The sequence below is a fragment of the uncultured Sulfitobacter sp. genome (genome assembly GCF_947497275.1).
Taxonomy (GTDB): domain Bacteria; phylum Pseudomonadota; class Alphaproteobacteria; order Rhodobacterales; family Rhodobacteraceae; genus Sulfitobacter.
The window spans coordinates 344,751-371,002 of sequence record NZ_CANMFS010000004.1; the positions used below are offsets into that span (position 1 = coordinate 344,751).

The window sequence follows — 26,252 nt, forward strand, 5'->3', positions numbered from 1 at the left end:
ATGACGTTTCAAACAGCAGAGGGTGCAGAGCCGTGACTAAAAACAAAGTAACGTCGGAAGAGGCGCTTGCCTTCCATCTTGAACCGACGCCCGGCAAGTTCGAAATAACCGCCACGGTGCCGATGACGACGCAGCGCGATCTGTCGCTGGCCTATTCTCCCGGTGTCGCGGTCCCGTGCGAGGCGATCGCAGCGAACCCTCAGCTTGCCTATGACTACACCAACAAGGGCAACCTTGTGGCCGTGATCTCGAACGGCACGGCGGTGTTGGGTCTCGGCAATCTGGGGGCGCTGGCGTCCAAGCCGGTGATGGAGGGCAAGGCGGTTCTCTTCAAACGCTTTGCCGACGTGAATTCGATCGACATCGAACTGGACACAGAGGACACCGAAGCGTTCATAGATGCGGTCAGGTTGATGGGGCCGACGTTCGGCGGGATCAACCTCGAAGACATCAAGGCACCGGAATGTTTCATCATAGAACAGCGCCTGAAGGAAGAGATGGACATTCCCGTCTTTCACGACGACCAGCACGGTACCGCGGTGATCTGTGCCGCGGGTCTTTTGAACGCTCTCAAGATTTCGGGCAAAAAGATCGAGGACGTGCGCATCGTACTGAACGGGGCAGGGGCAGCAGGTATCGCGTGTCTTGAACTGTTGAAAGCGATGGGCGCACGGCATCAGAACTGCATCATGTGTGACACCAAGGGCGTAATCTATCAGGGCCGCACCGAAGGGATGAACCAGTGGAAATCGGCCCATGCGGTCCAGACCGACGCACGCACCCTGGCCGAGGCAATGGATGGCGCCGACGTGTTCCTTGGCGTGTCTGTCAAAGGCGCTGTGACTGCCGATATGGTTGCCAGCATGGCCGACGATCCTGTGATCTTTGCCATGGCGAACCCGGATCCGGAGATCACGCCGGAAGAGGCGCATGAGGTTCGCGCCGATGCTATCGTCGCAACAGGGCGGAGCGATTATCCCAATCAGGTGAATAACGTGCTTGGCTTTCCCTATCTGTTTCGCGGCGCGCTTGATATCAATGCCCGCGCCATCAACGACGAGATGAAGATCGCCTGCGCCCACGCGCTGGCCAATCTCGCGCGCGAGGATGTGCCGGACGAAGTGGCGCTGGCCTATGGCAAGAATCTCAGCTTTGGCCGCGATTACATTATTCCGACGCCGTTCGATCCGCGTCTGATCCACCGGATCCCGCCCGCCGTTGCAAAGGCAGGCATGGATACCGGGGCTGCGCGCCGCCCGATCATCGACATGGAAGCCTATGAGCTGGGCCTGAAATCCCGGCTCGATCCCACGGCGAATATCCTGCGCGGCATCAATGCGCGTGCGCGCGCCAATCAGGCGCGGATGATCTTTGCCGAAGGCGACGACCCAAAGGTGCTGCGCGCGGCCGTGATGTATCAACGTTCGGGTCTGGGCAAGGCGCTGGTCGTGGGCCGTGCAGACGACGTAAAAACAAAACTGATCGCTGCCGGGCTCGAAGACGCCGTGCGCGAGCTGGAGATCGTGAACGCCGCGAACAGCCAACATCTCGATCTGTACAAATCCTTCCTCTACAAGCGTTTGCAGCGTCGCGGCTTTGACGCCAAGGACGTGCACCGCCTTGCCGCGCGCGACCGTCATGTCTTCGCGGCGCTGATGCTGGCGCACGGTCACGGCGATGGATTGGTGACGGGCGCGACCCGCAAATCGGCACATGTGCTGGAGCGGATCAACCATGTGTTCGATGCCAACGCCGAAGGCGGAGCAACGGGAATCACCGTGGTTCTGCACAATGGCCGTATCGTATTGATCGGTGATACCCTGGTGCATGAATGGCCGGGCGCCGAAGATCTGGCGAACATTGCGGAGAGCGGCGCGCGGGTGGCGCGGCATCTGGGCATGGAGCCGCGGGTGGCTTTCGTCAGTTTCTCGACGTTTGGCTATCCGGTGTCCGAGCGCGCAGAGAAGATGCACATCGCGCCCGATGTCCTCGACAAGCGGGGGGTCGACTTCGAATACGAAGGCGAGATGACCGTCGACGTGGCATTGAATGAGGAGAGCCAGAAGAACTATCCGTTTTCCAGACTCGGCGGCCCGGCGAATGTCCTTGTCGTGCCGGCGCGCCATTCCGCCAGCATTTCCGTGAAACTGATGCAGGAAATGGCGGGTGCGACGATCATCGGGCCGATCCTCACCGGTGTCGATCAATCGATCCAGATCGCATCATCGACATCAACGGCAAATGATATTCTTAACATGGCCATACTCGCCGCCTGCAAGGTCGGCGGATGATCTGGAATCTCGGGTCCATCAACATCGACAACTCCTACGAGGTGACGCATCTGCCTGCGGCGGGCGAAACGCTTGCCGCGCGTTCATATCACTGCGGATTGGGCGGCAAGGGTGCCAACATGTCCGTTGCCGCAGCGCGGGCCGCAGCACCCGTTTCGCATATCGGCGCTGTCGGGGTGGACGGAAAATGGGCGCGTGACAGGCTGATGGAATACGGCGTGGATACGCCGCATATCGCATTGATCGACGTGCCGACGGGCCATGCAAATATCGTTGTCGACGCGGCAGGCGAGAACAGCATCGTTCTGTTCCAAGGCGCGAATATCGAACTGTCCGAAGCAATGATCGGCACGGCCCTGTCCGAAGCATCCCCGGGAGACTTTCTGGTGATGCAGAACGAGACGAATGGTCAGGAATACGCGGCGACGATCGCACGCTCACTCGGTCTGCGTGTCGTATATGCGGCAGCACCCTTTGATGCGAAGGCTGTTGCTGCCGTTGCAGCGCAGACCGATCTGCTGGTTCTGAACGCTATCGAAGCGGCACAATTGGCCGAGGCGACGGGAACGCCACTCGAAAATCTGGGCATACCTGACATCGTCGTGACCTTGGGGGCTGACGGGTGTAAATGGGTCTCTAAGGGGCGCGTCAGAGCCTTTGACGCATATCCGGCGAAATCGGTGGATACCACCGGTGCGGGAGACACGTTCACCGGGTATCTTGTCGCGGGGCTGGACCGGGGGCTGGGCATGGAGGCCGCGATTGATCTGGCGCTCAGGGCGGCGTCGCTGATGGTGATGCGATATGGCACCGCTGACGTGATCCCGGATCTCAAGGAAATCCAGGACCAATTCGGGGATTAGCTCGCAAAGGGGGCGTCTGAACCCCAAAGCTGTTTGACGCGCTGGTCGCGGCCGCAGGCATCGCGGTACGCATTGTAAGCAGATGCCTGTTTTTTCGGGCCAAAGCGGGTCAGCACCAGTTTGTTGCCCTTGTAGTAATCCTGGTGGTAGGCATCGGCGGGATAGAATTGTGCCGCATCAAGAATGGGTGTGACGATGGTCTGACCCAACGCTGCCTGTGCATCGGCCTTCGCCTTTTGTGCCGCTGCTTTCTGTGCACTGCTGGCGAATACCGCCGTTCGGTAGCTGTCGCCGCGGTCGCAGAATTGCCCGCCCGCGTCCGTCGGGTCGATCGACCTGAAGAATAGATCGAGCAGCGCATTGGCGCTGACGACATCTGGATCAAAACTGATCTGAACCGCCTCGAAATGACCGGTATTTCCGCCGGTGACTTCCTTGTAGGTTGGATTTTCCGTTCTGCCGCCGGCAAATCCGGACACGGCACCGGTCACGCCCTTTACCTTTTCGAAGTCGGCCTCGACGCACCAGAAACACCCGCCCGCGACCGTCAGCGTTTCGGTATCGGCTGCGTGCGCCGGTGCGGAGTGGGCCATCAGCCCCAATGCGATCAATCCGGCCAGAGCGACAGTCTTTATGTCAGCAAATCTGCTCATGCGTATCTCCTTTTGCGAAGATGTTGACCCTGTACAGGGCTTTGCGCAAGGCATCAAAGCGTGCGTTCACGACGTGGTGAAGGGCGGTGACCATCCTGCTGCCGATGGATTATCTTGTACTGAAGGGCAGGCTATGCCAATTCTCGGCGTAGGTTCTGCGGAGAATAATATGCGAATTGCCATGTGGTCCGGTCCTCGCAATCTCAGTACGGCGATGATGTATTCATTCGGCGCGCGCAAGGATTTCACCGTCATGGACGAGCCTTTCTACGCTGCTTTTCTCGTCGGATCGGGTGCGGATCATCCGATGCGCGATGAGGTGATTGCGACGCATGAAAGCGACGTCGCAAAAGTGGTCACAGCATGCCGGTCACAGGGTACGCCGCATCTTTACATGAAGCACATGCCGCACCATATGCTGCCGGGGTTTGCGATGGGCTGGGCCGAAGACTGCGTGAACATGCACCTCATCCGGCACCCCGCACGCGTGATCGCAAGCTATGCCGCGAAGCGCCAGGCACCCACGATGGAAGATATAGGCTTTGCCCGGCAAGTAGAGGTGTATGACCAGCTTGGCGGTCTGGTGATCGACAGCACCGACATTCGGGCAGATCCCGAAGGTATGCTGCGGGCGTTATGTGCTGCTGTCGATTTGCGATTTGATCCGGCAATGTTGAATTGGCCACCGGGCGCGCGTGTCGAAGACGGGGTATGGGCGCGGCATTGGTACGGAACCGTGCACAAGAGTACCGGATTCGCGGGCGCCGAGGGGCGGCTCCCCGAGGTGGACGCCAGCTTGCAGCCGCTCCTGGAAGCAGCGATGCCCTATTACGATCAGCTACACGCAAAGCGGATTCGTACCTGAAACAGAGAACGATGGCGCGGTCGTTCACTGATCCGCAACACCCTTGTGCCAAAACGGTCCCCTAGATCCGAAAGCGATCTGAGGTAACGAGTGGCAGGCCCGGATGGTAATTGCCTTCCGGGCCGTTTTTTTGTCCGATGGAAAATAATCCGAAACTTTCCGGCTGAGGCGTCGTGGCTGATCATGTAACATCAACCAACAGGAGTTTTCCAATGAAACGTATGACTGGAACCGCAATCGCACTTATGTTGACTGCCGGCGCGGCATTTGCCGATGCCCACGCCACACCAATGGTCATGGCCGCCGATCAGGACGTATCGAATGGCGTCGTCAGCGCAGAAACCGTAATGGCGGGCGCAAATGGCTGGCTGGTGGTGCACCGCACCGATGCCGAGATGAAGCCAGGCCCGGTCGTAGGTTATGCGCCCCTGCGTGCCGGTGAAAACATGGACGTCGCCGCGATCCTGCAAGAACAGGTGAACACCGGTGACATGTTGATGCTCATGGTGCACGCCGAAGATGGCGGCATGAAAACGGGCGTGTTCGAATATACGCTCGGCGCAAAGGAAGACGGCCCCATCAAGATTGACGACAAGCTGGTGATGGCGACGGTCACGGCCAAGTAAATTTACGGCAGTAATGATCTATCGGCCCGCATCTGAGAAGGTGCGGGTCTTTGTATTTGAACAGCTGCCCCGGTTTCATCGCAATAGTCATGTCGTGGTGATTTCAGCCAGAGACACGAGAGGGAACTTTGGCCTGCTCAAATTCCCGCAAGGGGTATGAGCAGACCAGAGGAGGGGCAACTCTGATATGGGGAAGTTCGCCAGCGTTCAGGATTTAAGTCGTTTATCCCGCGCAGCCAACAGCTTGAGCCGCAGCGCGTTGAGTTGGATGAACCCGGCCGCGTCTTTCTGGTCATACGCACCCGCGTCGTCCTCGAACGTCACATGCGCCTCGGAATACAGGCTGTGATCGGACCAGCGGCCAACAGTGCGAACGTGACCCTTGTAGAGTTTCAACCGGACGGTGCCGGTCACATGTGTCTGGCTGGCATCGATCGCCGCTTGAAGCATCGTGCGTTCGGGGCTGAACCAGAAACCGTTGTAGATCAGTTCCGCGTAGCGCGGCATCAGCTCGTCCTTGAGGTGCATGGCACCGCGGTCGAGTGTGATGGATTCAATACCCCGGTGCGCTTCGAGCAAAAGCGTGCCGCCGGGGGTCTCGTAGATACCGCGTGATTTCATCCCGACAAAGCGACCTTCGACCAGATCAAGCCGACCGCAACCGTGCTTGCCGCCCAGCTCGTTCAGTTTGGTCAGGATGCTCGCGGGCGACATCGCTTCGCCGTTGATAGAGACTGCATCGCCCTTCTCGAACCCGACTTCCACGTATTCCGGCGTCTCCGGCGCGTCTTCCGGTGCAACGGTGCGCTGATAGACGTAATCGGGCGCATCAATGGCCGGATCTTCGAGAACCTTGCCCTCGGACGAAGTGTGCAACAGGTTCGCATCGACGCTGAATGGTGCTTCGCCGCGTTTGTCCTTGGCGACGGGGATCTGGTGTTGTTCGGCGAATTCCAAGAGCTTCGTGCGGCTGCTCAGATCCCACTCGCGCCAGGGTGCAATTACCTTGATATCGGGGTCCAGCGCGTAGGCGGCCAGTTCAAACCGCACCTGATCGTTTCCCTTACCCGTCGCGCCATGGGCAACGGCGTCGGCACCGGTCTCATGCGCGATCTCGACCAGACGTTTCGAAATGAGCGGGCGAGCGATCGACGTGCCCAGAAGGTACAGCCCTTCATAGACTGCGTTGGCGCGGAACATCGGAAACACGAAATCGCGCACGAACTCTTCGCGGACGTCCTCGATATAGATCTCGGAGGCGCCCATCATCTCTGCTTTGGCGCGGGCCGGTTCCAGCTCTTCGCCCTGTCCCAGGTCGGCGGTAAATGTGACGACCTCGCATCCGTATTCCGACTGCAGCCACTTGAGGATGATCGACGTATCGAGACCGCCGGAGTAGGCGAGGACAACTTTCTTGGGCGCGGACATCTTGTTTCCTTTGTCGAGTTTCGCGCGTGGCGTAGCGGGTTTTATGTCTTTCGGCAAGATGGCGCGCCGATTGACCGTCCGTGCCTTGAGCCGTATCACGAAATCTCATCGCATGGGGCCTTTGATATGAGTGACGACTTCCAGATGGGTGCGATCGCCGCCACCCGCGCGATGCGGGCGGTGTTTCCCGCGACGCCGCTGCTGAAGAACGAACACCTGTCGGAGCGATACGGCGCCGAGATTTACCTTAAGCGCGAGGATCTCAGCCCGGTGCGGTCCTACAAGCTGCGCGGCGCGTTCAACGCCATGCGCAAGCTGATCCCGGAGCATCAGGTCTTTGTTTGTGCGTCTGCGGGCAATCACGCGCAGGGGGTGGCGTTCATGTGCAGCCATTTCGGTGTGCGCGGTGTGATCTTCATGCCGGTGACGACGCCGCAGCAGAAGATACAAAAAACCAAGATGTTCGGCGGCGCGAACATCGAGGTCCGGCTGGTCGGTGACTACTTTGACCAGACGCTTGCCACCGCGCAGGCGTTCTGTGCGGACGAGGGGGCCTATTTTCTCTCGCCTTTCGACGACGACAGCGTAATCGAAGGTCAGGCATCGGTGGCGGTGGAGATTGAAGACCAGCTGGGCCGCGCGCCCGATCACATCATCGTGCCGGTCGGCGGCGGTGGCCTGTCCGCCGGGACGCTGGGATTCTTCGGCGATGCCTGCTCCTATACTTATGTCGAACCGATGGGCGCGCCCAGTCTGAAGGCTGCGCTTGAGAAAGGCGCGCCGGTGGATGTGTCGCCGATCAACAGCTTTGTCGACGGGGCGGCCGTGGCGAAAGTGGGTGTACGTACCTTTGCCAGGCTCAGGGACGCACGGCCCGAGGACGTGGTGCTGTTGTCCGAAGACCGGATCTGCGTGAGCATCATCGAAATGCTCAACGTCGAGGGTATCGTGCTGGAACCGGCAGGGGCGCTCAGCATCGAGGCGCTGGGCGAAGTGGCCGAGCTGATCCGGGGCAAAACGGTGGTCTGCGTCACGTCGGGGGGAAATTTCGATTTCGAGCGGTTGCCGGAGGTGAAGGAACGCGCGCAACGGTATTCGGGACTGATGAAGTATTTCATCCTCCGCCTGCCACAGCGTCCGGGTGCCTTGAAGGATTTTCTCAACCTGCTGGGTCCTCAGGACAATATCACGCGGTTCGAGTATATGAAGAAGTCGGCGCGCAACTTCGGCTCGGTTCTGATCGGCATCGAAACGGACGACCCCGCGAATTTCCCGGCGATGTTCGCGCGGCTGGATAGTGCGGGTTTCACCTATACAGACATCACCAATGATGAGACGCTCGCGCAATTCGTGATCTAGGGGCACCTTATGGACATTTCCGGCAAAACCATCGTCATCACCGGCGGCGCAAGCGGCATCGGAGCAGCCATGGCGCGCCAAGCGGCGCACGCGGGCGGGCGCGTTTGCATCGCGGATCTCAACGAGGCGCTGGCAAAAGAAGTCGCGGCGGAGATCGGCGGCATCGCGGTTGCCTGCGACGTGACGCAGGAATCGCAGATCGTCGCGGCGATCGAGGCGGCAGAGGACGCGTTTGGTCCGGTTGATGTTTTTGTCTCTAATGCTGGGCTGGGGCGCGGTGATCCGAGCCATGCGGCCTCTGCGCCCGATGCGGATTGGATGCTGAACTGGAACGTGCATGTGATGGCCCATGTCTGGGCGGCGCGGGCGCTTTTACCCGCGATGATCGCGCGCGGTTCGGGGTACTTTGTCAACGTCGCGTCGGCGGCGGGACTGCTGAACCAGATCGGCGATGCGGCGTATTCCGCAACGAAACACGCCGCCGTCAGCTTTGCCGAATCGCTTGCGATCACGCACGGGGATGAAGGCATTGGTGTCTCTGTGGTGTGTCCGCAATATGTGGCGACGCCCTTGCTGGGGCTGGGCGACGGGGATGCAAACGGCAACCTGTTGACGGCGTCCGATGTGGCGCAGGTGATCTGGGACGGCGTGCGCACGGAAACTTTTGTCATCCTGCCGCATTCGGATGTTGCAAAATACAGTGCCGCGCGCGGAACGGATCCGGCGCGTTGGATCAACGGGATGCAGATGCTCCGGGCCAAGGCGATGTCCGCGCATGGCAAGATCAGCGTTGCGGAGTTTTACAAGCTGGTCTAGCGCCCAAGACCGTTTTCGAGCCCGGCCAACAGTACGCGGCGCGATTCCTCGTAGCATTCGAGGATCGGAGCCGTGGCAACGTCTTCCGCGCGCCCTTGCGCGGCGCGAGTCTCTCCGGCCTGGCACATTTCGGCGAATAGCACGAGACCGAGATTAAGTGCGCTGCCCTTGAGCGCATGCAGATCTTCGCCAAGCGTCCGGGGGTCCGGCGCGTTGCGCAACTTGTCCGTGATCTCGGTGGCCTCTTCGAGAAAAATCTCGATCACTTCGGAAAAATCCTCTTCTCCGACTTCATGGCGCAGCATCCTGACCTTGGCCCAATCTATCATGGCGTCCCCCGTGTTGCAGCATTGATAAAGCTGAATCGTTAATGTGCGATGAGCGGAACCCCACATCCGGTTTCACCCGCTGTTAAGTAAAACCGGATAGGCGTGACGGGCCTTATTGAAATGTGTGTATTATGCCTGCAATCCGCTCCGCTATTGCCGATCCCGTCAGTCAGACCAGCACGGGTGCCATTCGCTATGTTCTGGTGGTGGATGACAGCCGACTGCAGCGCAAGATACTGACGTCATCGCTGAAACGCTGGGGATTCGAGGTCGCCGAGGCCAGCAGCGGCGATCAGGCGCTGAAGATGATACAGATGCAGCGCCCTGATCTGATCCTGAGCGATTGGATCATGCCGGGAATGTCGGGGTTGGAGCTGTGTCGCAGGTTTCGCGAGATCGAGGGCGATCAGTACAGCTATTTCATTCTGCTGACGTCCAAAAGCGAGAAGGAAGAGGTCGCGCGGGGTCTGGACAGTGGCGCCGATGATTTCCTGACCAAACCAGTGGACAGCAACGAATTGCGCGCGCGTATCCGGGCCGGTGAAAGGCTGGTTGATATGCAGCGTAGCATGGCCCGAAGCAACCGCCGTCTGAGTGAGACGCTGGAAGAGGTTCAGCGCCTGTACGACAATATCGACAGCGACCTTCAGGAAGCCAAGAAGCTGCAACAGTCGCTGTTGCGCGAACGCCATCGCAGATTGCCGACCGGGGATCTTTCGCTGCTGTTGCGCTCTTCGGGGCATGTCGGCGGCGATCTGGTCGGGTTTTTTCAGGCGGGGCCGGATCACCTGGGCCTGTACGCGCTCGATGTTTCCGGGCACGGTATCAGTTCGGCGTTGATGACAGCCCGTCTGGCTGGGTATCTGTCCAGTGCCGCGCCAGATCAGAATGTCGCGTTGAAAAGGGGCATGGACGGACGTTTCGTGCCGCGCCCCCCGCGCGAGGTGGTGGCCGCACTGAACGCGCTTGTCCTCGACGAAATGGAAACAGAGCACTATTTTACGCTGCTGCTCGGATTCGTGGAGCTGAAAAGCGGCCGTATCGTGCTGTCGCAGGCGGGACATCCCCATCCGGCGGTGCAGCGCGCGGATGGCTCGGTGGGTCAGATCGGATCCGGCGGGTTTCCCGTCGGTTTGCTGGCGACCGCCCGTTTCGATCAGTTCGAGGTGACGCTGAACAGCGGTGATCGTATCCTGATCCTGTCCGATGGCGTGACCGAATGCCCCGGACCCGATGGGCAGATGCTGGGCGAGGATGGGCTGTCCGCACTGATGGGTGATCTGGCGGATATTCGGGGCCCCGCGTTTCTGGAGGCGCTTGTCTGGCGGTTGGCGGAATTCAATGGCGCGCAAGACTTCCCTGATGATGTATCGGCAATCCTGTTCGAATATCAGGGTCTTCCGGCGTTGACATAACGCTCCATGAAATGCCGGTCTCCGGCGTTGGCCAGACCGGCGATCGCGTCGTCCGCATCAAGTATCAGCGTCTCGTGATGGGGCTCTGTCGGGGGGTGCAGCTGTCGCGCAGGTTGTGCCACGTATATGTGGCAGATCTTTTCCGCCCATAAATCGTACTCGGGCATGAAGACAAATCGCCTGAATGCGCCGAAACGGCGTGGTTTCACGATGGACCAGCCGGTCTCCTCGCGAACTTCGCGGTAAAGCGCCCGAAGCGGGCTTTCGCCTTCGTCGATCCCGCCGCCGGGCAGTTGAATTTCGACATCCAGACCGATTTCGGCCGTCAGCAGAAACCGCCGTCCGATGGGTAAAATGGCATAGGCACCCGGACGGGGCGTGTAGCGCCTGTTCGCCTCTGGCACCTCTCCCAAACGTCGCATCATCCCGGCCCCCCTTTTGATCCTGCATGATCCACCCTACATAGGCGCGGTATGCCAAGCGCCCTGCGGTAAGGAAAGCAAAATGACACAAGCCACTCTTTCAGGGTGGGACGATACGGTCCTGCCCTTTCAACTTGATGTTTCCGACATTCGGGGGCGTATCGCGCGTCTCGACAGCGCGCTGGGCGGCATTTTGAAACAGCACGATTATCCGCCACAGGTCGAGGCGCTGGTGGCGGAAATGTCCTTGTTGGCGGCGCTTATCGGGCAAACGATGAAACTGCGGTGGAAACTGCAGTTGCAGGTGCAGTCCAAAGGCCCGGTGCGGATGATCGCCGTGGATTATTACGGACCCGAGGGCGACGGTAAACCGGCGCGCATCCGCGCCTACGCCAGCTTTGACGCCGAGCGGCTGACAGATGGCGCGCCGATCGAGCAGGTCGGCGAAGGCTATTTCGCCGTAATGATCGATCAAGGCGAGGGGATGACCCCCTATCAGGGGATCTCACCGCTCTCGACCGAGTCGCTTTCAAAATCAGCGGAGACCTATTTTGCCCAGTCTGAACAGTTGCCGACACGTTTCCAGCTGAGTTTCGGCAAGTCCACGACCCAGGATGCGGCAGAGCACTGGCGCGCCGGGGGTGTGATGTTGCAAGCGATGCCGAAAGCCTCGCCTTTTGCCGCGCAAGGCGAGGGCACCGGCGACGTACTGCAGGCGCACGACCTTCTTGGCGACGACGAGACGGAAAACTGGAACCGGGTGAACATCCTGTTGGATACGGTTGACGATCTGGAATTGATCGGTCCGTCGCTGGAGCCGTCCGAGGTTTTGCTGCGCCTGTTCCACGAAGAGCAGCCGCGCGTGTTCGACAAGCAGCGCGTCCATTTCGGCTGTTCGTGTTCCGAGGATCGCGTGCGCCAAAGTCTGTCGATCTATTCCGCCAAGGACATTTCAACGATGACGACTGATGAGGGTCGCGTGACGGCGGATTGCCAGTTCTGCGGCGCGCATTACGATCTCGATCCCGCGACAGTCGGATTCGAAGCGACAAAAGACGCAAATGCCTGAACGTCTGGATCATTTCCGGCGGGCACTGGCGCAGACCGGTGTAGGATCGTCCGATTTCGATCTTAACCCGGACACTGTTCTGCCTGCAGGGCGCAAGTTGCGACCGGCGGGAGTACTGGCTCCGATCATCCGGCAGGGTGACGGGCTGGCGTTATTGCTGACGCAACGGTCGGCTGCGCTGAAGCATCATCCGGGCCAGATCGCCTTTCCGGGCGGCAAGCAAGAGGAAAGCGACGCCGACGTTATCGCAGCGGCGTTGCGCGAGGCGCGCGAGGAAATCGGCCTGCCCGAGCATCTGGTCGAGGTGCTTGGCACCCTGCCGCCGCACGAAACCATCACCAGCTTTTCCGTGACGCCCGTTATCGGGTTCGTCCGCGAACCGTTCGAGATTGTCGCCGAAGCGGGCGAGGTGGCCGAAGTGTTTGCCGTGCCACTGGATCATGTCCTGGATCCGGCGAATTATATCATCCAGTCGCGGGCATGGCGCGGACAAATGCGCCACTATTTCGTCGTGCCCTACGGTCCCTATTACATCTGGGGGGCAACCGCGCGTATGTTGAGAGCATGGACAGAGATTATTCGAAACTAGGCGCCGAAGACGCGCCGTGGCTCACCGATCCATCCGCTATTGCGGTGTGCGATGCCATAGGTGTGGACGGACATCAGGTGCTGTTTGTCGGGGGATGTGTGCGCAACGCGCTGCTTGGAATGCCCGTGCACGACATCGACATCGCGACAAGCGCGTTGCCCGAAGAGGTGATCGCCTGTGTCAAGGCGGCGAGCCTGAAATCCGTACCTACCGGGATCGACCACGGCACGGTTACGGTCGTTTCGGGCGGAAAGGGATATGAGGTTACCACCTTTCGCCGGGATATAGAGACGAATGGCCGCCATGCCGTCGTCGCGTATTCGCGCGATATCGAGGATGACGCAAGGCGCAGGGATTTCACGATGAATGCGCTTTATGCCATGCCGGATGGCACGGTGATCGACCCGCTCGATGGACTTGATGACCTTGTTAGGCGGCGTGTGCGGTTCATTGAAGATGCCGGTCAGCGGGTCCGCGAAGATTATCTGCGGGCGTTGCGGTTTTTCCGGTTTCAGGCGTGGTACGGCAAGGCAGATGCGGGAATGGATGCGGACGCTTTGGCTGCGATTGCTGCACATCTCGACGGGTTAGAGACGCTTTCTGCCGAGCGGGTCGGCGCCGAGATGCGCAAACTTCTGTCAGCGCCCGACCCGTCGATGGCGCTGGCGGCGATGGGCCAGACCGGCGTCACGGGCACGCTTTTTCCCGGCGCAGACGCGCGGTTCGTGCCGGTCATGATACATAGCGAAGAGGCGCTTGGCCTTGTGCCGAACTGGATCGGTCGACTGGTCGCGCTGGGCGGAACGCAGATGCCCGAGCGGCTGCGGCTCAGTAAAGCGGACAGGCGGACATACGTGGCGATTCAATCCGCTGTTTCGGGAGGAACCGCTTTGTTAGAGACTGCTTTCGAACATGACGCAGAGACCGCTATTCAAGTTTACCTGATTTCATGCGCCTACGCCGAGCGGTTGGCCGATCCGGATATGGTGACACGCATCAGGGATACCGCAACACGTGTTTTTCCCGTTACCGCGTCGGATTTAATGCCCCGCCTTCAGGGGCGCGCGTTGGGCGATGAACTGGCGCGGCTCAAGACGGCTTGGATCGCGTCGGAGTTCGGTATGAGCAAGGCCGATCTGCTCGCGCTGTCGCAGGGCTGACGGTAGCGATGGCCTTTGCGTAGGCTCATGGGGTAGGTACGGGGCACACAGCCCCGTTTGAGGCCATGCCGATGTTCCGTTTTTTCGAAAACCTTGTCGATCCCTATGTCGAGTATCCTGTGCAGGATCGCCCTGCCCAGCGGCTGTGGCCGTTTTTCCTCGCGTACAGTGCGCCATTCAAGAAAGTGTTCGCATCAACCGCCGTGATGTCGGTTGTCGTGGCGGCGATCGAAATTGGATTGATCTATTACATGGGTCGGATCGTCGACGTGCTGGAACAAGGTCCGGCGCAGATGTGGGAGCAGCACGGCACGGAGTTGATCCTTGTCGCGCTGGGCATCGTCTTTGTCCGACCCGTGATGCAAGCGTTCGATGTTGCATTGCTGAACAACGCGATCATGCCGAATTTCGGCACGCTGATCCGGTGGCGGGCGCATCGCCAAGTGTTGCGGCAGTCGGTGGGCTGGTTCGAAAACGACTTTGCCGGACGCATCGCCAATCGGATCATGCAGACCCCGCCCGCCGCCGGCGAGGTCGTGTTTCAGGCTTTCGATGCGATCTCCTTTTCGCTGGCGTACCTGATCGGTGCCGCGATCCTGTTGACGACATCCGACGCGCGTCTGCTGATTCCGCTGGTGGTGTGGTTCGTGCTGTATTTCTTCCTTACGCGCTGGGCGATCCGGCGGATCGGTCCGGCGTCCAAGGCGGCGTCGGACGCGCGGTCTGCGGTGACTGGCCGGATCGTGGATGCCTATACCAATATCCACTCGGTCAAGATGTTCGCGCACCATGACCGCGAGGAGCAATACGCCAAGGACTCAATCGAGGAAGCGCGGCGCACGTTTCAGGTGGAGATGCGCATTTTCACCGTCATGGATATCGCTCTGATGACGCTGAACGGCTTGTTGATCGTCGGCGTCGTTGGCTGGGCGCTTGCGCTCTGGCTACAGGGGCAGACCAGTGTCGGCGCGGTTGCGGCGGCGACGACGCTGACGCTCAGGCTGAACTCGATGACCGCTTGGATAATGTGGGCGCTGTCGACCTTCTTTCGCCAGCTGGGTGTGGTGGCCGAGGGGATGGAAACGATTGCGCAACCGATTACCCTGGTCGATGCAGCGGATGCGGAACCTTTAAAAATCGGGCCGGGCCGGATCGAGATGACCGGGCTCAGCCACCACTATGGACGCGGGGCCGGGGGGCTGGACGCGATTGATCTGGTGATCGAGCCGGGACAGAAGGTCGGACTGATCGGTCGGTCGGGTGCGGGAAAATCGACTCTGCTGAAGCTTCTTTTGCGGTTCTACGACGCGGAAAGAGGGCAGATCGAGATTGACGGGCAGGACATTACACGTGTTACACAGGATAGCTTGCGCCGTCAGATTGGCATGGTTCAACAAGACAGCGCGCTGCTGCACCGATCCGTCTATGAGAACATAACCTACGGCCGGCCGGACGCCAGTGAGGCCGAGGTGATTGCCGCCGCGAAACAGGCGCAGGCGCATGATTTCATTCTCGATCTGGGCGATCCGGAGGGGCGGTCAGGCTATGCCGCGCGTGTAGGCGAGCGTGGGGTGAAGCTTTCGGGCGGGCAGCGACAGCGCATCACACTGGCGCGGGTGATCCTGAAGGACGCGCCGATCCTGCTGCTCGACGAGGCGACAAGCGCGCTTGACAGCGAGGTAGAGGCGGCGATTCAGGAAACGCTTTATGATATGATGGAGGGAAAAAGCGTGATCGCGATTGCGCATCGTCTGAGCACGATCGCGCGGATGGATCGTATTCTGGTACTCGACGAAGGCCGGATCGTAGAAGATGGCAGCCATGACATGCTTTTGGCGTCGGGCGGGCTATATGCCCAGTTCTGGGCGCGCCAATCCGGCGGGTTCCTGAAGACGGAAGACGAAGAGACGTGAATATCGGAAACTGGATCGACGCATTTCGGCCTGCGGACGGGCCGCCCCCCCAGGAACTGGGCGCTTTCATGCGCTGGTGCCTCTCTGGCGCATGGCCTGCGCTGTGGCTCGCTGCGGCGCTGTCCGCAATCGCGGGCGCGCTTGAGGCGGGGACGGCATTGATTCTAGGGTGGGTCATCGATGCGACAGTGGTGTCCGGGCCGGACGGGTTCTTTGACGGCAGCAATATCGCGCTGATCACCGTCGCTATCGGGTTCTTTCTGATCGCACGACCGCTGTTTTTCGGCCTGTCGGCAGGATCGAACGCAATCATCGTACAGCCGAACCTCAACCCGCTGGTGCTGTCGCGGCTGCACCGTTGGTCGTTGGGTCAGAACGTCACGTTTTTTGACGATGATTTCGCAGGCCGCATTGCACAAAAGCAGATGCAGGCCGCGCGGGCGGTGACGGATGTGGCCTCCGAGATGATCAATGTGGTGGCTTTTGCGCTGGCATCGCTGGTGGGGTCGGTTTTTTTGCTGACTGCGATCAACGGGTGGGTCGCGGTGGGGCTGGCGGTATGGCTTTGTTTCTACATCGCGCTGATTAATTGGTTCCTGCCCCGCATCCGAAAACGCGCGGCGGCGCGAGCGGGCGCGCGTGCAATGGTGTCGGGACAGGTTGTCGATACGATCACCAATATCAAGACGGTCAAGCTGTTCGCGCACGCCTACCACGAGGATCGCGCAGCCCTAGGCGCCATGTCCGCATTCCGCAACCGCTCGCTTGAATTCGGGTATCTCGCTGCCGGGTTCCGCTTTGCGTTGATGAGCCTTGCTGGCATCCTGCCGGTTTTGCTGATCGGGGCGACCGTGCTTTTGTGGCAGCGTGGCATGGCAAGCGCGGGTGACATCGCGGCGGCGGGGGCGATTTCGATCCGTATTGCGCAGATGACGGGATGGGTGAGTTTCACGTTGATGGCTATCTATTCCAACATTGGCGAGATCGAGGACGGAATGCGCACGCTGACGCCGCGCGTGCGGCTGGAGAACGCTCCGGATGCCGAGGACCTCGATGCGGCGCGCGGCGAGGTCGCGATTGAGGATCTCAGCTTTGCTTACGGTCGGGAGACGGGCGGCATCGGCCCGATTGATCTGACGATCCATGCGGGGGAAAAGCTGGGCGTGGTAGGGGCGTCGGGGGCGGGCAAGTCCACCCTTGTCGCGCTGCTACTCAGGCTCTACGAGCCGAAACAGGGCCGCATTTCGATTGACGGTCAGGACATTACAAGCGTGACCCAAGAGAGCTTGCGCCGTGCGATTGCGATGGTCACGCAGGAGACGGCGATGTTCAACCGCTCGGCACGCGACAACATTCTGTACGGTCGCCCCGAAGCGACGGAGGAAGAGTTGATCGCAGCGGCAAAACAGGCTGAAGCGCATGAATTCATCGAGGAACTGGAGGACCACAAGGGCAGGCGCGGATACGACGCGCATCTGGGCGAGCGTGGCGTAAAGCTGTCCGGCGGCCAGAGGCAGCGCATCGCGCTGGCCCGTGCGATCGTTAAGGATGCACCGATTCTTATCCTCGATGAGGCGACAAGTGCGCTTGATAGCGAGGTGGAGGCCTCGATCCAGTCGGCGCTGGAGCGTGTGATGGAGGGCAAGACGGTGATGGCCATCGCCCACCGCCTATCGACACTGCGCGAGATGGACCGGATTATCGTCTTGGATCAGGGGCGCATCGCCGAGGCGGGTACCCATGACGACCTGTTGGCGCAGCGCGGTCTTTATGCAAGCTATTGGGAGCGGCAATCGGGCGGGTTTCTGGATTTGAAGGCAGCGGAATAACCGCTGGCCGCGCGCGTCGGGCAGCGCTATTGCGAGAACATGACAGAATATAAAATCGAACGTTTGGGGCTGCACGGCGATGGGATCGCCGTTGGTCCGTCCGGCGGGCCGGTATTTGCGCCGATGACGCTTCCGGGTGAAACTGTCACCGGAACCCTCGACGGCAGCACGCTGCGCGATATCAGGATCGTCACGCCGTCCTCTGATCGTGTCGCACCGCCTTGCCGACATTTCAGATCCTGTGGCGGATGCCAGTTGCAACACGCCGCTGCTCCGGTTGTCGCGGATTGGAAGACGGAGGTGGTGCGCCTTGCTCTTGCCGCGCATGACATAGAGACGCAGATCAGGCCGATCCTGACATCACCGGCGCAATCACGCCGGCGCGCAACAGTCGCGGCAAAGCGTACGAAGAACGGAGCGATGGCGGGTTTTCACGGTCGGGCGTCTGATATCATCATAGAAATTCCCGACTGCAAGCTTCTTGATCCCCGTCTGATGGCCGGAACTCCGATTGCGGAAGAGTTGGCGGTGCTGGGCACGAGCCGCAAAGCGGCGCTGGCCGTCACCATGACGACGTCCGAGAGCGGCCTTGATGTACAGGTGAGCGGCGGCAAACCACTGGATGGTTCTTTACGGATGCGCCTTGGCAGCCTGTGCGAGAAGAGTGGTATCGCGCGGTTGACGTGGGGAGATGACGTGATCGCGGTCCGAACCCCTCCGATTCAGCGTTTCGGTACGGCAGGCGTTTGCCCGCCACCGGGCGCGTTCTTACAGGCGACTCCGCAGGGGGAGGCGGCCTTGCTCGCTGCGGTGCAGGAGGCGGTTTCGGGAGCAAGACGAATCGTCGATCTCTTTGCGGGGAGCGGGACGTTCACGCTTCCGCTTGCGCAGGACGCAGAAATGCTGGCCGTGGAAGGCGAAGTGGCGATGCTGGACGCTTTGGATCAGGGGTGGCGCAAGGCGGACGGTCTGAAGACGGTGCGCCATGCGGCGCGTGATCTCTTTCGGCGGCCACTTCTGCCGGATGAACTGAAACCCTTCGACGCTGCCGTGCTGGATCCGCCCCGGGCGGGCGCCGAAGCGCAGACGGCCGAACTTGCGCGCGCCGACATCGCGCGGATCGCATACGTGTCTTGCAACCCCGTCACCTTTGCGCGCGACGCAGCGCGGCTGGTCGAGGCTGGTTTTGTGCTGGATTGGCTGCAGCCGGTGGATCAATTCCGCTGGTCGCCGCATATCGAAACCGCCGCGCAATTCAGCCGCGCATGAGCGCGATGTGGCCAAGACGCTGCACCCGGATCTGTGTCGACGATTGACATCTTTCTGAAGCTGCAATTTTTTGTTAAGGTAAGTCACACAAGAATGGTCCGAAAACGGATGAGGCAGCGGGCAGATGAAACGTAGAAATGTCATATTTGGTGGCGCGGCGATGCTGTCGCTTGGCGCGTGCAGTTCGGGTAAATACCGTCGCTACAGCGGTCCGCCCGTCACGACAATCGTCGTGAATAAGGGGGAGCGCCGTATGTTCCTCGTCAACCAGGACAAGGTGCTGGACGATTACAGAATCCGGCTCGGCTTTGCTCCCGAAGGGCACAAGCGGTATGAGGGCGACGGCAAGACACCCGAAGGGTTGTACCGAATCGACCGGCGTAATCCGAACAGCAGATTTCATCTGTCTCTCGGCATCTCATATCCGAATGCGCGAGATGTCGCCGCCGCGCGTGCCCTCGGGAAAAGCCCCGGTGGTGATATCTTTATCCACGGTCAGCGGTGGCCGACTCGCAAGGACAAGGATGATTGGACCTGGGGTTGTATCGCCGTGGAGAACAAGCACATCGAACGGATCTACGCGATGGTCCGCGACGGAACACCGATCGCCATCAACGCGTAAGGGGCACCGGAAGTAGGCTGATCCGCGTGGATCAGCCGCCCATCACCAAGGTCCACCAGATCTTGCCGTTCGGTTCCTGAAACCACGAGAATCCCATTTGGCGCGCGTCGGGTGCCATGATGATACGGCGTGTGTCGGGTTGCGCCATCCAAGCGCCAAGCGTTTCGAGCTCGGTCTCGTAGGTTTCCGAGATGACCTCGCCGATCAACTCGCCGGTGTAGCCAACGCGCCGAACACGATCGAGGGGGGAGGACGCGTCTGATCCGAAATGCCAGGGGCGGTTCTGCACTTGCATATCACGCGAATGGGTCGCCGCAGCAGCCGTCAGGCGCGATTCGAGCTCTACCTGCACGAGGCCCGCCGAATTGCGCAGCGCGTTGACCGAATCAAGCATCCGGAACTGAACTTCGCTGGTGTCCCCGGCGCCGATCTTATAGGCGCGCGGCAGAGGTTTGCCATCCGCACCGATGCGCGGCTGCGAAGGCTGACAGGCGGCAAGCGCAATGGATGCTGCCAAAAAGACAGTGAATAGACGGATCATTACGGTACTCCAAGCCTGAATATAGCGCCTGCCATACATGCTTGATTGCAACAGTTCAAATGCACTTCAGCGTGAAGTCGCCGCGTCACAGGGGTTTGATTTGAAAACGTGTCTTTAGAGCCATATATGACCGGCATAGGTTTTCTTTAGCCGGAGACAGTAAATGTCCAACGAGAAACTCAAAATCAACAGCCGCCGTGGATTCCTTGCCGGCAGCATGGCGGTGCTTGCGGCACCCGCAATCGCGCAAACGGCGACAACTTCGGTCAACAGTCAGGCCACGACCGAGGCCGAACGTGACCTGAGCGAAGTCGTACAGCGCAATATCTCGAGCTTTCGCACGCTTGATTGGCAGCCGTATTTCGACAGCACCCGGAATGGCGCAATCCTCGTGGATATTGACAGCCGCGCGGTGCATTACTGGTCCGAAGACCAGAGTGTGTACAAACTCTATCCTTCCAGCGTTCCACTGACCCAAGAGCTCACGCGCCGGGGCCGGACGGAGGTGATCCGCAAGGTTGAAGGACCCAGCTGGCGTCCGACGCCCTCCATGATGGAACGGAACCCGGAATGGCCTGAATTCATTGGCCCTGGTCCGGATAACCCTTTGGGAACGCACGCTCTTTATCTCAGCTGGACCTATTACCGCATCCACGGGACGCACGACACCCGCAAGATCGGTCGCCGGTCTTCGAACGGATGTATCGGACTCTACAATGAGCATATTGCACAGCTGTTCAGCATGGCAAAAGTGGGTACGCAGGTGTTGCTAATTTGACGACATTCGGGCCTTAGTCGCTCGTACGAAAGGAAAGGTTGTTCCCTTCAGGCACCAATTGATGTTTAGAAAATGTCACGAGGTAAGTCTTGAGCGTGGGTCATTCCGAGAAAAATGGCGCACCATCTTCTGGAGGTTATACTATGAAAAAACTCGTTCTCGCTGCTGCATTGACAGCTGCTGCTTCTTCCGCATCCGCCGGCTCCTTGGCTGATCCGATCATCGAAGCGCCGGTTATTGTCGAAGAAGCAACAAGCTCTTCCGCCGGTATCGTGGTTCCCCTGCTGCTGCTCGTTCTCGTTGCAGCTGCTCTGGCAGCCGACTGATTTTCAGTCTTCTGACTGGTAATAGGAAAGGCGGCGCTTCTGCGCCGCCTTTTTTCATGTCCAACCGCAGACGCAGTGTAGCTTTCTAGATCCAGCCCATCAGATTCTCGCGGATCACATTGCTCAGCGCGTCAATATGCGCGTCATCGTCGTTGAGGCAGGGAATATAGGTGAACTTTTCGCCACCCGCTTGTTCGAAGCTTTCGAATATCTCTTCGTTGATCTCTTCCAGCGTTTCGATGCAATCCGCCGAAAATGCAGGTGCGCAGACGGCGATGTTCTTCTTGCCGGCGTCGGCAAGGCGCGCCACTTCTTCTACGGTGTAGGGTTTCAGCCATTCCTCGGGCCCAAACTTTGACTGAAATGTCGTTTTGATCTCGGTGTCGTCCCATCCCAGCCGCTCCTTGAGCAGGCGTGTCGTCTTCTGACACTGACAATGGTAGGGATCACCCTCCATCAGATAGCGTTTCGGCACGCCGTGGTAGGAACAGAGCAGAATGTCCGGTTTGGTCTCAAGCTCAGCGTATTTTGCCTCGATCGATTTGGCGAGCGCGTCGATGTAATCGGGCCGGTCGAAATAGGGCGCGACGGTGCGGCTGGCCGGTTGCCACTTTTCCTTGCCGAGCGCCTCGAAGAACTTGTCGCAGGCGGTGGCGGACGTGGCCCCGGCGTACTGCGGGTACAATGGAAAGAACAGAATCTTCTGACAGCCTGCCTTGGTGAGCTTTTCCACCTTGCTTTGTGTCGACGGATTTCCGTAACGCATGCAGAAATCGACCATCACCCTGTCGCCATAGGTCTTTTCCATTTCGGCAGCGATCTTGGCGGTCTGCGCCTTTGTGATCGTCATCAGCGGGCTTTCTCCCTCCGCCTCGTTCCAGATGGATTTATATGCAGCACCGGATGTGAAGGGACGCTTTGTCAGGATGACCAGTTGAAGCAAAGGTTGCCACAGCCAGGGGCTGTAATCGATAACCCGGCGATCGGACAGAAATTCGCCCAGATAGCGGCGCATGGACCAGTAATCGTAGTTGTCCGGTGTCCCCAGATTGCTTACCAGAACGCCGACCTTGGGTTGCGGAACCTTTGGATGATCGGAATCGGAATGGATCGGGCGCGTCTCGGTCATAGGATTTTCCTGCATAGAACTTCGCTGAGACATAGATAGATTTGGCTTGGGGTCAATCGCGCAGCGGTCGCTCCGCTGTCGATAGTGCATCGGCTAGGCGTTGTGAGGCAGAGCCGGGGCGCAGCGGTTGCGGCTGCGACGCATCCGGAGCCCAGCCTGTCAGGACCTGAAGCTCGAAACTGGCGTTTAACCTGCCGTTACCTGCGGCAAAATGCTGCGCGTAGAGTTTCTGTGCCTCCGTAAACACGGCACGGCGCGAGGGGTAGCGGACGCGCGCCGAAAGCGCGTTCGTTTCCCCCATGGCCCGCAGGTCGCGCATCAGATGCCAGATGTCGCGGTATTCTGCGGTCAGTATCGTTGTGTCTGCCACCGGGAGGGCAAAACCGCCGCGCTGCAACAGCGCGCCCAATTCGCGCAGTTCCGGCATCGGTGCGATGCGCGGGGAAAGCCCGCCGGTCACTGCGATTTCCGCCTCCCCAAGACAGCGTCGCAGTTCGTTCAGGGTTTCTCCGCCAAGGCTGACGGAGATGAAAAGCCCGTCCGGCTTCAGGGCACGGCGGCATTGGATCAGTTGGCCGACGGGATCATTGGCCCAATGCAGGCCCATCACATGCAATATCAGATCATGCGCCTGTGGCGCGAGATCCAGCGTATCGGTATCCCCGAGAATGGTAGCATCGTGGTGCAGCGCGCGCCAGAACGGGGCAAATCCGGTCACGATCGCGGGCGTTGTAAACGGCTTGTTAACCATATCCAGACGATCCTGAATTTCGTCCGCCGCCGCTCGGTGAAGGAACATGCCCTCGTCGGTCGCGCGGGCGCGGTTGCGGTCCAGTGAAATGCGGTCTGTCATCGGTGTTGTCATTCGGGGGTACATAGAGCGGTGCATGCGGTACTTCAAACAACGGTTTCCCTGATCTACCCACCACGCTGCATCATGTGCGGGGGGTTGGTAGAAAGCGATTTCGGCCTGTGCGGCCCGTGTTGGCGCGACACAGCGTTTCTGGGCGGCGTGGTCTGCGACAGCTGTGGCGTGCCTCTGACACCCGGGGGGCAGGGGGACGTGCATTTGTGCGACGGGTGTCTGAATACCCCCCGGCCTTGGATCCAGGGACGCTCCGCGATCCTGTACAGGGACAAGGGACGCAAGTTGGTCCTGTCCCTCAAACATGGCGACAGACAGGAGATCGCGCGCCCGGCTGCACTTTGGATGGCCAATGCCATGCGCGGAATGCTTGAGCCGGATACCATTGTCATGCCCGTACCACTGCATTGGTCACGGTTGCTCAAACGGCGCTACAACCAGTCTGCGCTGCTGGCAAAGCATGTTTCTCGTCTGTCGGGTCATGATTATTGTCCCGATGCCTTGTTGCGGTATCGCCGTACCGCGTCTCTGGACGGGATGAGCCATGATGAACGGTACAACACCTTGGAGAAGGCCATCAGGGTGCATCCGAGACGGGCGCATTTGGTCACTGGTCGACCCGTCCTATTGGTTGATGATGTACTCACTTCAGGCGCAACGCTGAGTGCGGCGACGCAGGCCTGTCTTGATGCGGGATCGGGTGATGTCCGCATCGTGACACTGGCAAGAGCGGCCAAAGATGCCTAAATCCTGTTCGACACCCGTTGAAAGGATACATCGATGCAGTCCGTTGAAATCTATACCTCACCGCTTTGCGGTTTTTGCCACGCAGCCAAGCGTCTGTTGAACCAGAAGGGCGTCAGCTTTTCCGAAGTTGACGTCTTGTCCAATCCGGACCGCAAGCCCGAGATGACCAAGCGCGCGAACGGCGGGCGTACGGTGCCGCAAATATTTATCGGCGACACCCACGTTGGCGGATGCGATGATCTTTTTGCGCTGGACCGCGCCGGCAAGCTCGACACGCTGCTGGCCTCGGAATGAAATCCGCGCTTTTGCAACTGAGCGTCAGCGACGATCCGGAGTCCAATCTGGGGGGAACGCTGGCGCTCCTGTCCGAAGCGGCGGCACAGGGTGCAGAGTTTGTGCTGACGCCCGAAGTGACCAATTGTGTCTCGACCAGCAGGGACCATCAGCAGCATGTTCTACAGCACGAAGATGCCGACCGAACCTTGGCGGAACTGCGCGGCGCTGCGCGCGATCAGGCTGTCTGGCTGCTGATCGGTTCCTTGGGGTTGAAAACCGATGACGCCGATGGACGTTTCGCTAATCGCTCGTTCCTGATCGACCCCGAAGGGCGGATCGTCGCACGATACGACAAGATCCACATGTTCGACGTTCAGGTCAGCGATACGGAAACCTACCGCGAATCGGCGGGCTACCGGCCCGGATCGACGGCGGTTCTAGTAAAAACCCCCTTTGCGAACATCGGCATGACGATCTGTTATGATGTGCGTTTCCCGGCCCTGTATCAGTCTCTTGCAGAGGCGGGCGCGCAAATCATCACCGTGCCATCGGCATTTTCACCGGTGACAGGGGCGGCGCACTGGCATGCACTTCTACGCGCCCGTGCGATCGAAACAGGGTGTTTCGTGATCGCGCCTGCGCAAACCGGCACCCACGCGAGCGCCGACCATAAGACACGCGACACATATGGCCATTCTCTTGTGGTGTCCCCCTGGGGTGAAATTCTCCTGGATGCGGGGACCGATCCGGGTGCGTATGTTTTCGAACTCGATCTGTTACAAACCGACGCAGCGCGCGCTAGAGTACCCAGCATGAGCCACAAGCGCGCCTTTTCGGGACCCTGATGACAGAAGATTCCAATACCCTCGCGATCCTGCTGTTCGGTGAAATTTTCGGCATCGATCAGATGCTGCGCAACCGCTTGGGCAAGGTGTTACCAAAGGGCATGGAAATCTCGCATTTTTCGGTTCTCAACCATCTGGCCTGGCGCGGGGCAGAGCGGACACCGGCGGAACTGGCGGAGACATTCCATGTAACACGCGGAGCGATGACGAACACGCTCAACAAGCTCGAATGGGCGGGCTATATCCATATCCGGCCGGATTGGGATGATGCGCGCCGCAAGAAGGTCGCGATCAGCCCGGCAGGACGCCAGGCGCGTGAAGCGGCGCTGAGCCAGATTACCCCGATGATCACGCAGGTGGTCGAGGAGCTGGGCGATGATAACGTACGCGCCGCCCTGCCGATCATTCGCGCATTGCGCCGTCAGATGAACTGATCCTATTGCGGTTTCAGGCTGGCGGTCACGTAGTTCACACTCAGATCACGTGCGGAAATGCGCCACGCCCAGCTGACCGGATTGAAGACAAACCCCTTGCGATCCACGGGCGTCAGGCCCGCATCGGTCAGCAAGGCAAAAAGCTCGTCCGGCGTAATGAATTTGGACCACTCATGCGTGCCCTTCGGCAGCCAGCGCATCACATGTTCCGCCCCGACAATCGCCACTACAAAGCTTTTAGGGTTGCGGTTCAGCGTCGAGCAGATGTGCAGACCGCCGGGCTTGAGCAGCTGGCGGCAGGCCGTGAGATAGTCGATGGGAGATGCAACGTGTTCCACCACCTCCATGTTCAGAACAACATCAAATTGCTCGCCTGCCGCGGCCATGTCCTCGGCTGTGGTGTGGCGGTAATCAATGTCGAATCCCGATTGCTCGGCGTGAAGCTGTGCCACTGGGATATTCCCCTCCGCGGCATCCGCGCCGACGACTTCTGCCCCTAGCCGCGCCATCGGCTCCGCCAAAAGACCACCACCACAGCCGATGTCGAGTATGCGCAACCCCGCGAAGGGCGCGGGAGTAGTAAGGTCGCGGTCGAACTCTCCGGCGATCTGGGTGGTGATATAGTCCAGCCGACAGGGATTGAGCATATGCAGGGGCTTGAACTTGCCGTTCGGATCCCACCATTCGGCTGCCATCGCTTCGAATTTTGCGATTTCGGACGGATCGACGGTGGTCTGATGCGCTTGCATTTCCTGGCTCCAATGCTCAATGTCGGCTTTCGTACTATATAGGC

28 protein-coding genes and 1 pseudogene are annotated in these 26,252 nt (G+C 59.8%); 21 read left to right on the top strand and 8 right to left on the bottom strand.

Annotated features, from left to right (window positions below; genetic code table 11):
* Positions 1–32: 32 nt before the first annotated feature.
* Together Q1A06_RS11030 and Q1A06_RS11035 are read left to right on the top strand one after the other, a co-directional pair.
* Positions 33–2,291, top strand: a complete 2,259-nt coding sequence (locus tag Q1A06_RS11030; RefSeq protein WP_299563027.1) for an NADP-dependent malic enzyme — start codon at positions 33–35, stop codon at positions 2,289–2,291.
* Positions 2,288–3,154 (top strand): ribokinase, encoded by an 867-nt coding sequence (locus Q1A06_RS11035; protein WP_299563030.1) that lies wholly within the window; start codon positions 2,288–2,290, stop codon positions 3,152–3,154. Before Q1A06_RS11030 ends, Q1A06_RS11035 begins: the two co-directional genes overlap by 4 nt.
* Here Q1A06_RS11035 and msrA read toward each other — a convergent pair.
* Complete coding sequence (gene msrA / locus Q1A06_RS11040) at positions 3,151–3,807, bottom strand: peptide-methionine (S)-S-oxide reductase MsrA (protein ID WP_299563033.1); 657 nt, start codon at positions 3,805–3,807, stop codon at positions 3,151–3,153. The genes Q1A06_RS11035 and msrA overlap by 4 nt on opposite strands.
* A gap of 169 nt (positions 3,808–3,976) precedes the next feature.
* On the opposite strand from msrA, the gene Q1A06_RS11045 reads away from it, so the two are divergent.
* Together Q1A06_RS11045 and Q1A06_RS11050 are read left to right on the top strand one after the other, a co-directional pair.
* The gene (locus Q1A06_RS11045; RefSeq protein WP_299563036.1) at positions 3,977–4,672 is read left to right on the top strand and encodes an HAD family hydrolase; all 696 of its coding nucleotides are present in this window, start codon (positions 3,977–3,979) and stop codon (positions 4,670–4,672) included.
* Positions 4,673–4,884: 212 nt separating this feature from the next.
* Complete coding sequence (locus tag Q1A06_RS11050; RefSeq protein ID WP_299563038.1) at positions 4,885–5,298, top strand: hypothetical protein; 414 nt, start codon at positions 4,885–4,887, stop codon at positions 5,296–5,298.
* A 207-nt stretch (positions 5,299–5,505) separates the two neighbouring features.
* Here Q1A06_RS11050 and Q1A06_RS11055 read toward each other — a convergent pair whose 3' ends face one another.
* Positions 5,506–6,726 (bottom strand): argininosuccinate synthase, encoded by a 1,221-nt coding sequence (locus Q1A06_RS11055; RefSeq protein WP_299563041.1) that lies wholly within the window; start codon positions 6,724–6,726, stop codon positions 5,506–5,508.
* Positions 6,727–6,852: 126 nt separating this feature from the next.
* On the opposite strand from Q1A06_RS11055, the gene ilvA reads away from it, so the two are divergent.
* Both ilvA and Q1A06_RS11065 read left to right on the top strand, forming a co-directional pair.
* Positions 6,853–8,085 (top strand): threonine ammonia-lyase IlvA, encoded by a 1,233-nt coding sequence (gene ilvA, locus Q1A06_RS11060; protein WP_299563044.1) that lies wholly within the window; start codon positions 6,853–6,855, stop codon positions 8,083–8,085.
* Positions 8,086–8,094: 9 nt separating this feature from the next.
* Complete coding sequence (locus Q1A06_RS11065) at positions 8,095–8,901, top strand: SDR family NAD(P)-dependent oxidoreductase (RefSeq protein ID WP_299563047.1); 807 nt, start codon at positions 8,095–8,097, stop codon at positions 8,899–8,901.
* Here the strand turns inward: Q1A06_RS11065 and Q1A06_RS11070 are convergent.
* Positions 8,898–9,230, bottom strand: coding sequence for an Hpt domain-containing protein (locus Q1A06_RS11070; RefSeq protein ID WP_299563050.1), 333 nt, complete (start codon positions 9,228–9,230; stop codon positions 8,898–8,900). The two genes, Q1A06_RS11065 and Q1A06_RS11070, sit on opposite strands and share 4 nt — an antisense overlap.
* 131 nt (positions 9,231–9,361) lie before the next feature.
* Between Q1A06_RS11070 and Q1A06_RS11075 the strand changes: the two genes are divergently transcribed.
* Positions 9,362–10,645: a SpoIIE family protein phosphatase gene (locus Q1A06_RS11075; protein WP_299563053.1), complete on the top strand. Its 1,284-nt coding sequence runs from the start codon at positions 9,362–9,364 to the stop codon at positions 10,643–10,645.
* On the opposite strand, the gene Q1A06_RS11080 is transcribed toward Q1A06_RS11075, so the two are convergent.
* Complete coding sequence (locus Q1A06_RS11080) at positions 10,621–11,070, bottom strand: NUDIX hydrolase (RefSeq protein ID WP_299563056.1); 450 nt, start codon at positions 11,068–11,070, stop codon at positions 10,621–10,623. The two genes, Q1A06_RS11075 and Q1A06_RS11080, sit on opposite strands and share 25 nt — an antisense overlap.
* Before the next feature lie 79 nt (positions 11,071–11,149).
* On the opposite strand from Q1A06_RS11080, the gene Q1A06_RS11085 reads away from it, so the two are divergent.
* The 7 genes from Q1A06_RS11085 (at position 11,150) to Q1A06_RS11115 (ending at position 19,518) form a co-directional block, all read left to right on the top strand.
* On the top strand, positions 11,150–12,136 hold the full coding sequence (locus tag Q1A06_RS11085) for an Hsp33 family molecular chaperone HslO (protein ID WP_299563059.1): 987 nt from the start codon (positions 11,150–11,152) through the stop codon (positions 12,134–12,136).
* Positions 12,129–12,725: a CoA pyrophosphatase gene (locus Q1A06_RS11090; protein WP_299563062.1), complete on the top strand. Its 597-nt coding sequence runs from the start codon at positions 12,129–12,131 to the stop codon at positions 12,723–12,725. Before Q1A06_RS11085 ends, Q1A06_RS11090 begins: the two co-directional genes overlap by 8 nt.
* On the top strand, positions 12,701–13,885 hold the full coding sequence (locus Q1A06_RS11095; RefSeq protein WP_299563065.1) for a CCA tRNA nucleotidyltransferase: 1,185 nt from the start codon (positions 12,701–12,703) through the stop codon (positions 13,883–13,885). Before Q1A06_RS11090 ends, Q1A06_RS11095 begins: the two co-directional genes overlap by 25 nt.
* 71 nt (positions 13,886–13,956) lie before the next feature.
* On the top strand, positions 13,957–15,798 hold the full coding sequence (locus tag Q1A06_RS11100; RefSeq protein ID WP_299563068.1) for an ABC transporter ATP-binding protein: 1,842 nt from the start codon (positions 13,957–13,959) through the stop codon (positions 15,796–15,798).
* Positions 15,795–17,627: an ABC transporter ATP-binding protein gene (locus Q1A06_RS11105; protein ID WP_299563071.1), complete on the top strand. Its 1,833-nt coding sequence runs from the start codon at positions 15,795–15,797 to the stop codon at positions 17,625–17,627. Before Q1A06_RS11100 ends, Q1A06_RS11105 begins: the two co-directional genes overlap by 4 nt.
* 39 nt (positions 17,628–17,666) lie before the next feature.
* Complete coding sequence (locus Q1A06_RS11110) at positions 17,667–18,896, top strand: class I SAM-dependent RNA methyltransferase (protein ID WP_299563074.1); 1,230 nt, start codon at positions 17,667–17,669, stop codon at positions 18,894–18,896.
* Between the two features lie 124 nt (positions 18,897–19,020).
* A complete protein-coding gene (locus Q1A06_RS11115; protein WP_299563077.1) occupies positions 19,021–19,518 on the top strand; it encodes a L,D-transpeptidase family protein in 498 nt (165 codons plus the stop codon).
* Between the two features lie 31 nt (positions 19,519–19,549).
* Here the strand turns inward: Q1A06_RS11115 and Q1A06_RS11120 are convergent, their stop codons facing one another.
* Positions 19,550–20,059, bottom strand: a complete 510-nt coding sequence (locus Q1A06_RS11120) for a CAP domain-containing protein (protein ID WP_299563080.1) — start codon at positions 20,057–20,059, stop codon at positions 19,550–19,552.
* 163 nt (positions 20,060–20,222) lie between these two features.
* Between Q1A06_RS11120 and Q1A06_RS11125 the strand changes: the two genes are divergently transcribed.
* Positions 20,223–20,837 (top strand): L,D-transpeptidase, encoded by a 615-nt coding sequence (locus Q1A06_RS11125; protein ID WP_299563082.1) that lies wholly within the window; start codon positions 20,223–20,225, stop codon positions 20,835–20,837.
* A 143-nt stretch (positions 20,838–20,980) separates the two neighbouring features.
* Positions 20,981–21,163, top strand: a complete 183-nt coding sequence (locus Q1A06_RS11130; protein ID WP_299563085.1) for a hypothetical protein — start codon at positions 20,981–20,983, stop codon at positions 21,161–21,163.
* A gap of 85 nt (positions 21,164–21,248) precedes the next feature.
* Here the strand turns inward: Q1A06_RS11130 and hemH are convergent, their stop codons facing one another.
* Together hemH and Q1A06_RS11140 are read right to left on the bottom strand one after the other, a co-directional pair.
* Positions 21,249–22,292 carry a ferrochelatase gene (hemH, locus tag Q1A06_RS11135; protein WP_299563088.1) on the bottom strand — a complete coding sequence of 348 codons (1,044 nt, stop codon included), beginning with the start codon at positions 22,290–22,292 and terminating at the stop codon, positions 21,249–21,251.
* Positions 22,293–22,344: 52 nt separating this feature from the next.
* Positions 22,345–23,145, bottom strand: a complete 801-nt coding sequence (locus Q1A06_RS11140; RefSeq protein WP_299563091.1) for a methyltransferase domain-containing protein — start codon at positions 23,143–23,145, stop codon at positions 22,345–22,347.
* 30 nt (positions 23,146–23,175) lie between these two features.
* On the opposite strand from Q1A06_RS11140, the pseudogene Q1A06_RS21025 reads away from it, so the two are divergent.
* The 5 genes and pseudogenes from Q1A06_RS21025 to Q1A06_RS11160 form a co-directional block, all read left to right on the top strand.
* A pseudogene (locus tag Q1A06_RS21025) lies at positions 23,176–23,367 on the top strand (double zinc ribbon domain-containing protein); the annotation flags it as partial.
* Positions 23,368–23,502: 135 nt separating this feature from the next.
* Positions 23,503–23,904 carry a phosphoribosyltransferase family protein gene (locus Q1A06_RS21030; protein WP_366523519.1) on the top strand — a complete coding sequence of 134 codons (402 nt, stop codon included), beginning with the start codon at positions 23,503–23,505 and terminating at the stop codon, positions 23,902–23,904.
* Positions 23,905–23,937: 33 nt separating this feature from the next.
* Positions 23,938–24,198: a glutaredoxin 3 gene (grxC, locus tag Q1A06_RS11150; RefSeq protein WP_299563097.1), complete on the top strand. Its 261-nt coding sequence runs from the start codon at positions 23,938–23,940 to the stop codon at positions 24,196–24,198.
* On the top strand, positions 24,195–25,025 hold the full coding sequence (locus Q1A06_RS11155) for a carbon-nitrogen hydrolase family protein (RefSeq protein ID WP_299563100.1): 831 nt from the start codon (positions 24,195–24,197) through the stop codon (positions 25,023–25,025). The genes grxC and Q1A06_RS11155 overlap by 4 nt, the downstream gene beginning before the upstream one ends.
* Positions 25,025–25,459: a MarR family transcriptional regulator gene (locus Q1A06_RS11160; RefSeq protein ID WP_299563103.1), complete on the top strand. Its 435-nt coding sequence runs from the start codon at positions 25,025–25,027 to the stop codon at positions 25,457–25,459. Before Q1A06_RS11155 ends, Q1A06_RS11160 begins: the two co-directional genes overlap by 1 nt.
* 2 nt (positions 25,460–25,461) lie before the next feature.
* Here Q1A06_RS11160 and ubiG read toward each other — a convergent pair whose 3' ends face one another.
* Positions 25,462–26,208, bottom strand: a complete 747-nt coding sequence (gene ubiG, locus Q1A06_RS11165) for a bifunctional 2-polyprenyl-6-hydroxyphenol methylase/3-demethylubiquinol 3-O-methyltransferase UbiG (RefSeq protein WP_299563312.1) — start codon at positions 26,206–26,208, stop codon at positions 25,462–25,464.
* Between the last annotated feature and the right edge of the window lie 44 nt (positions 26,209–26,252).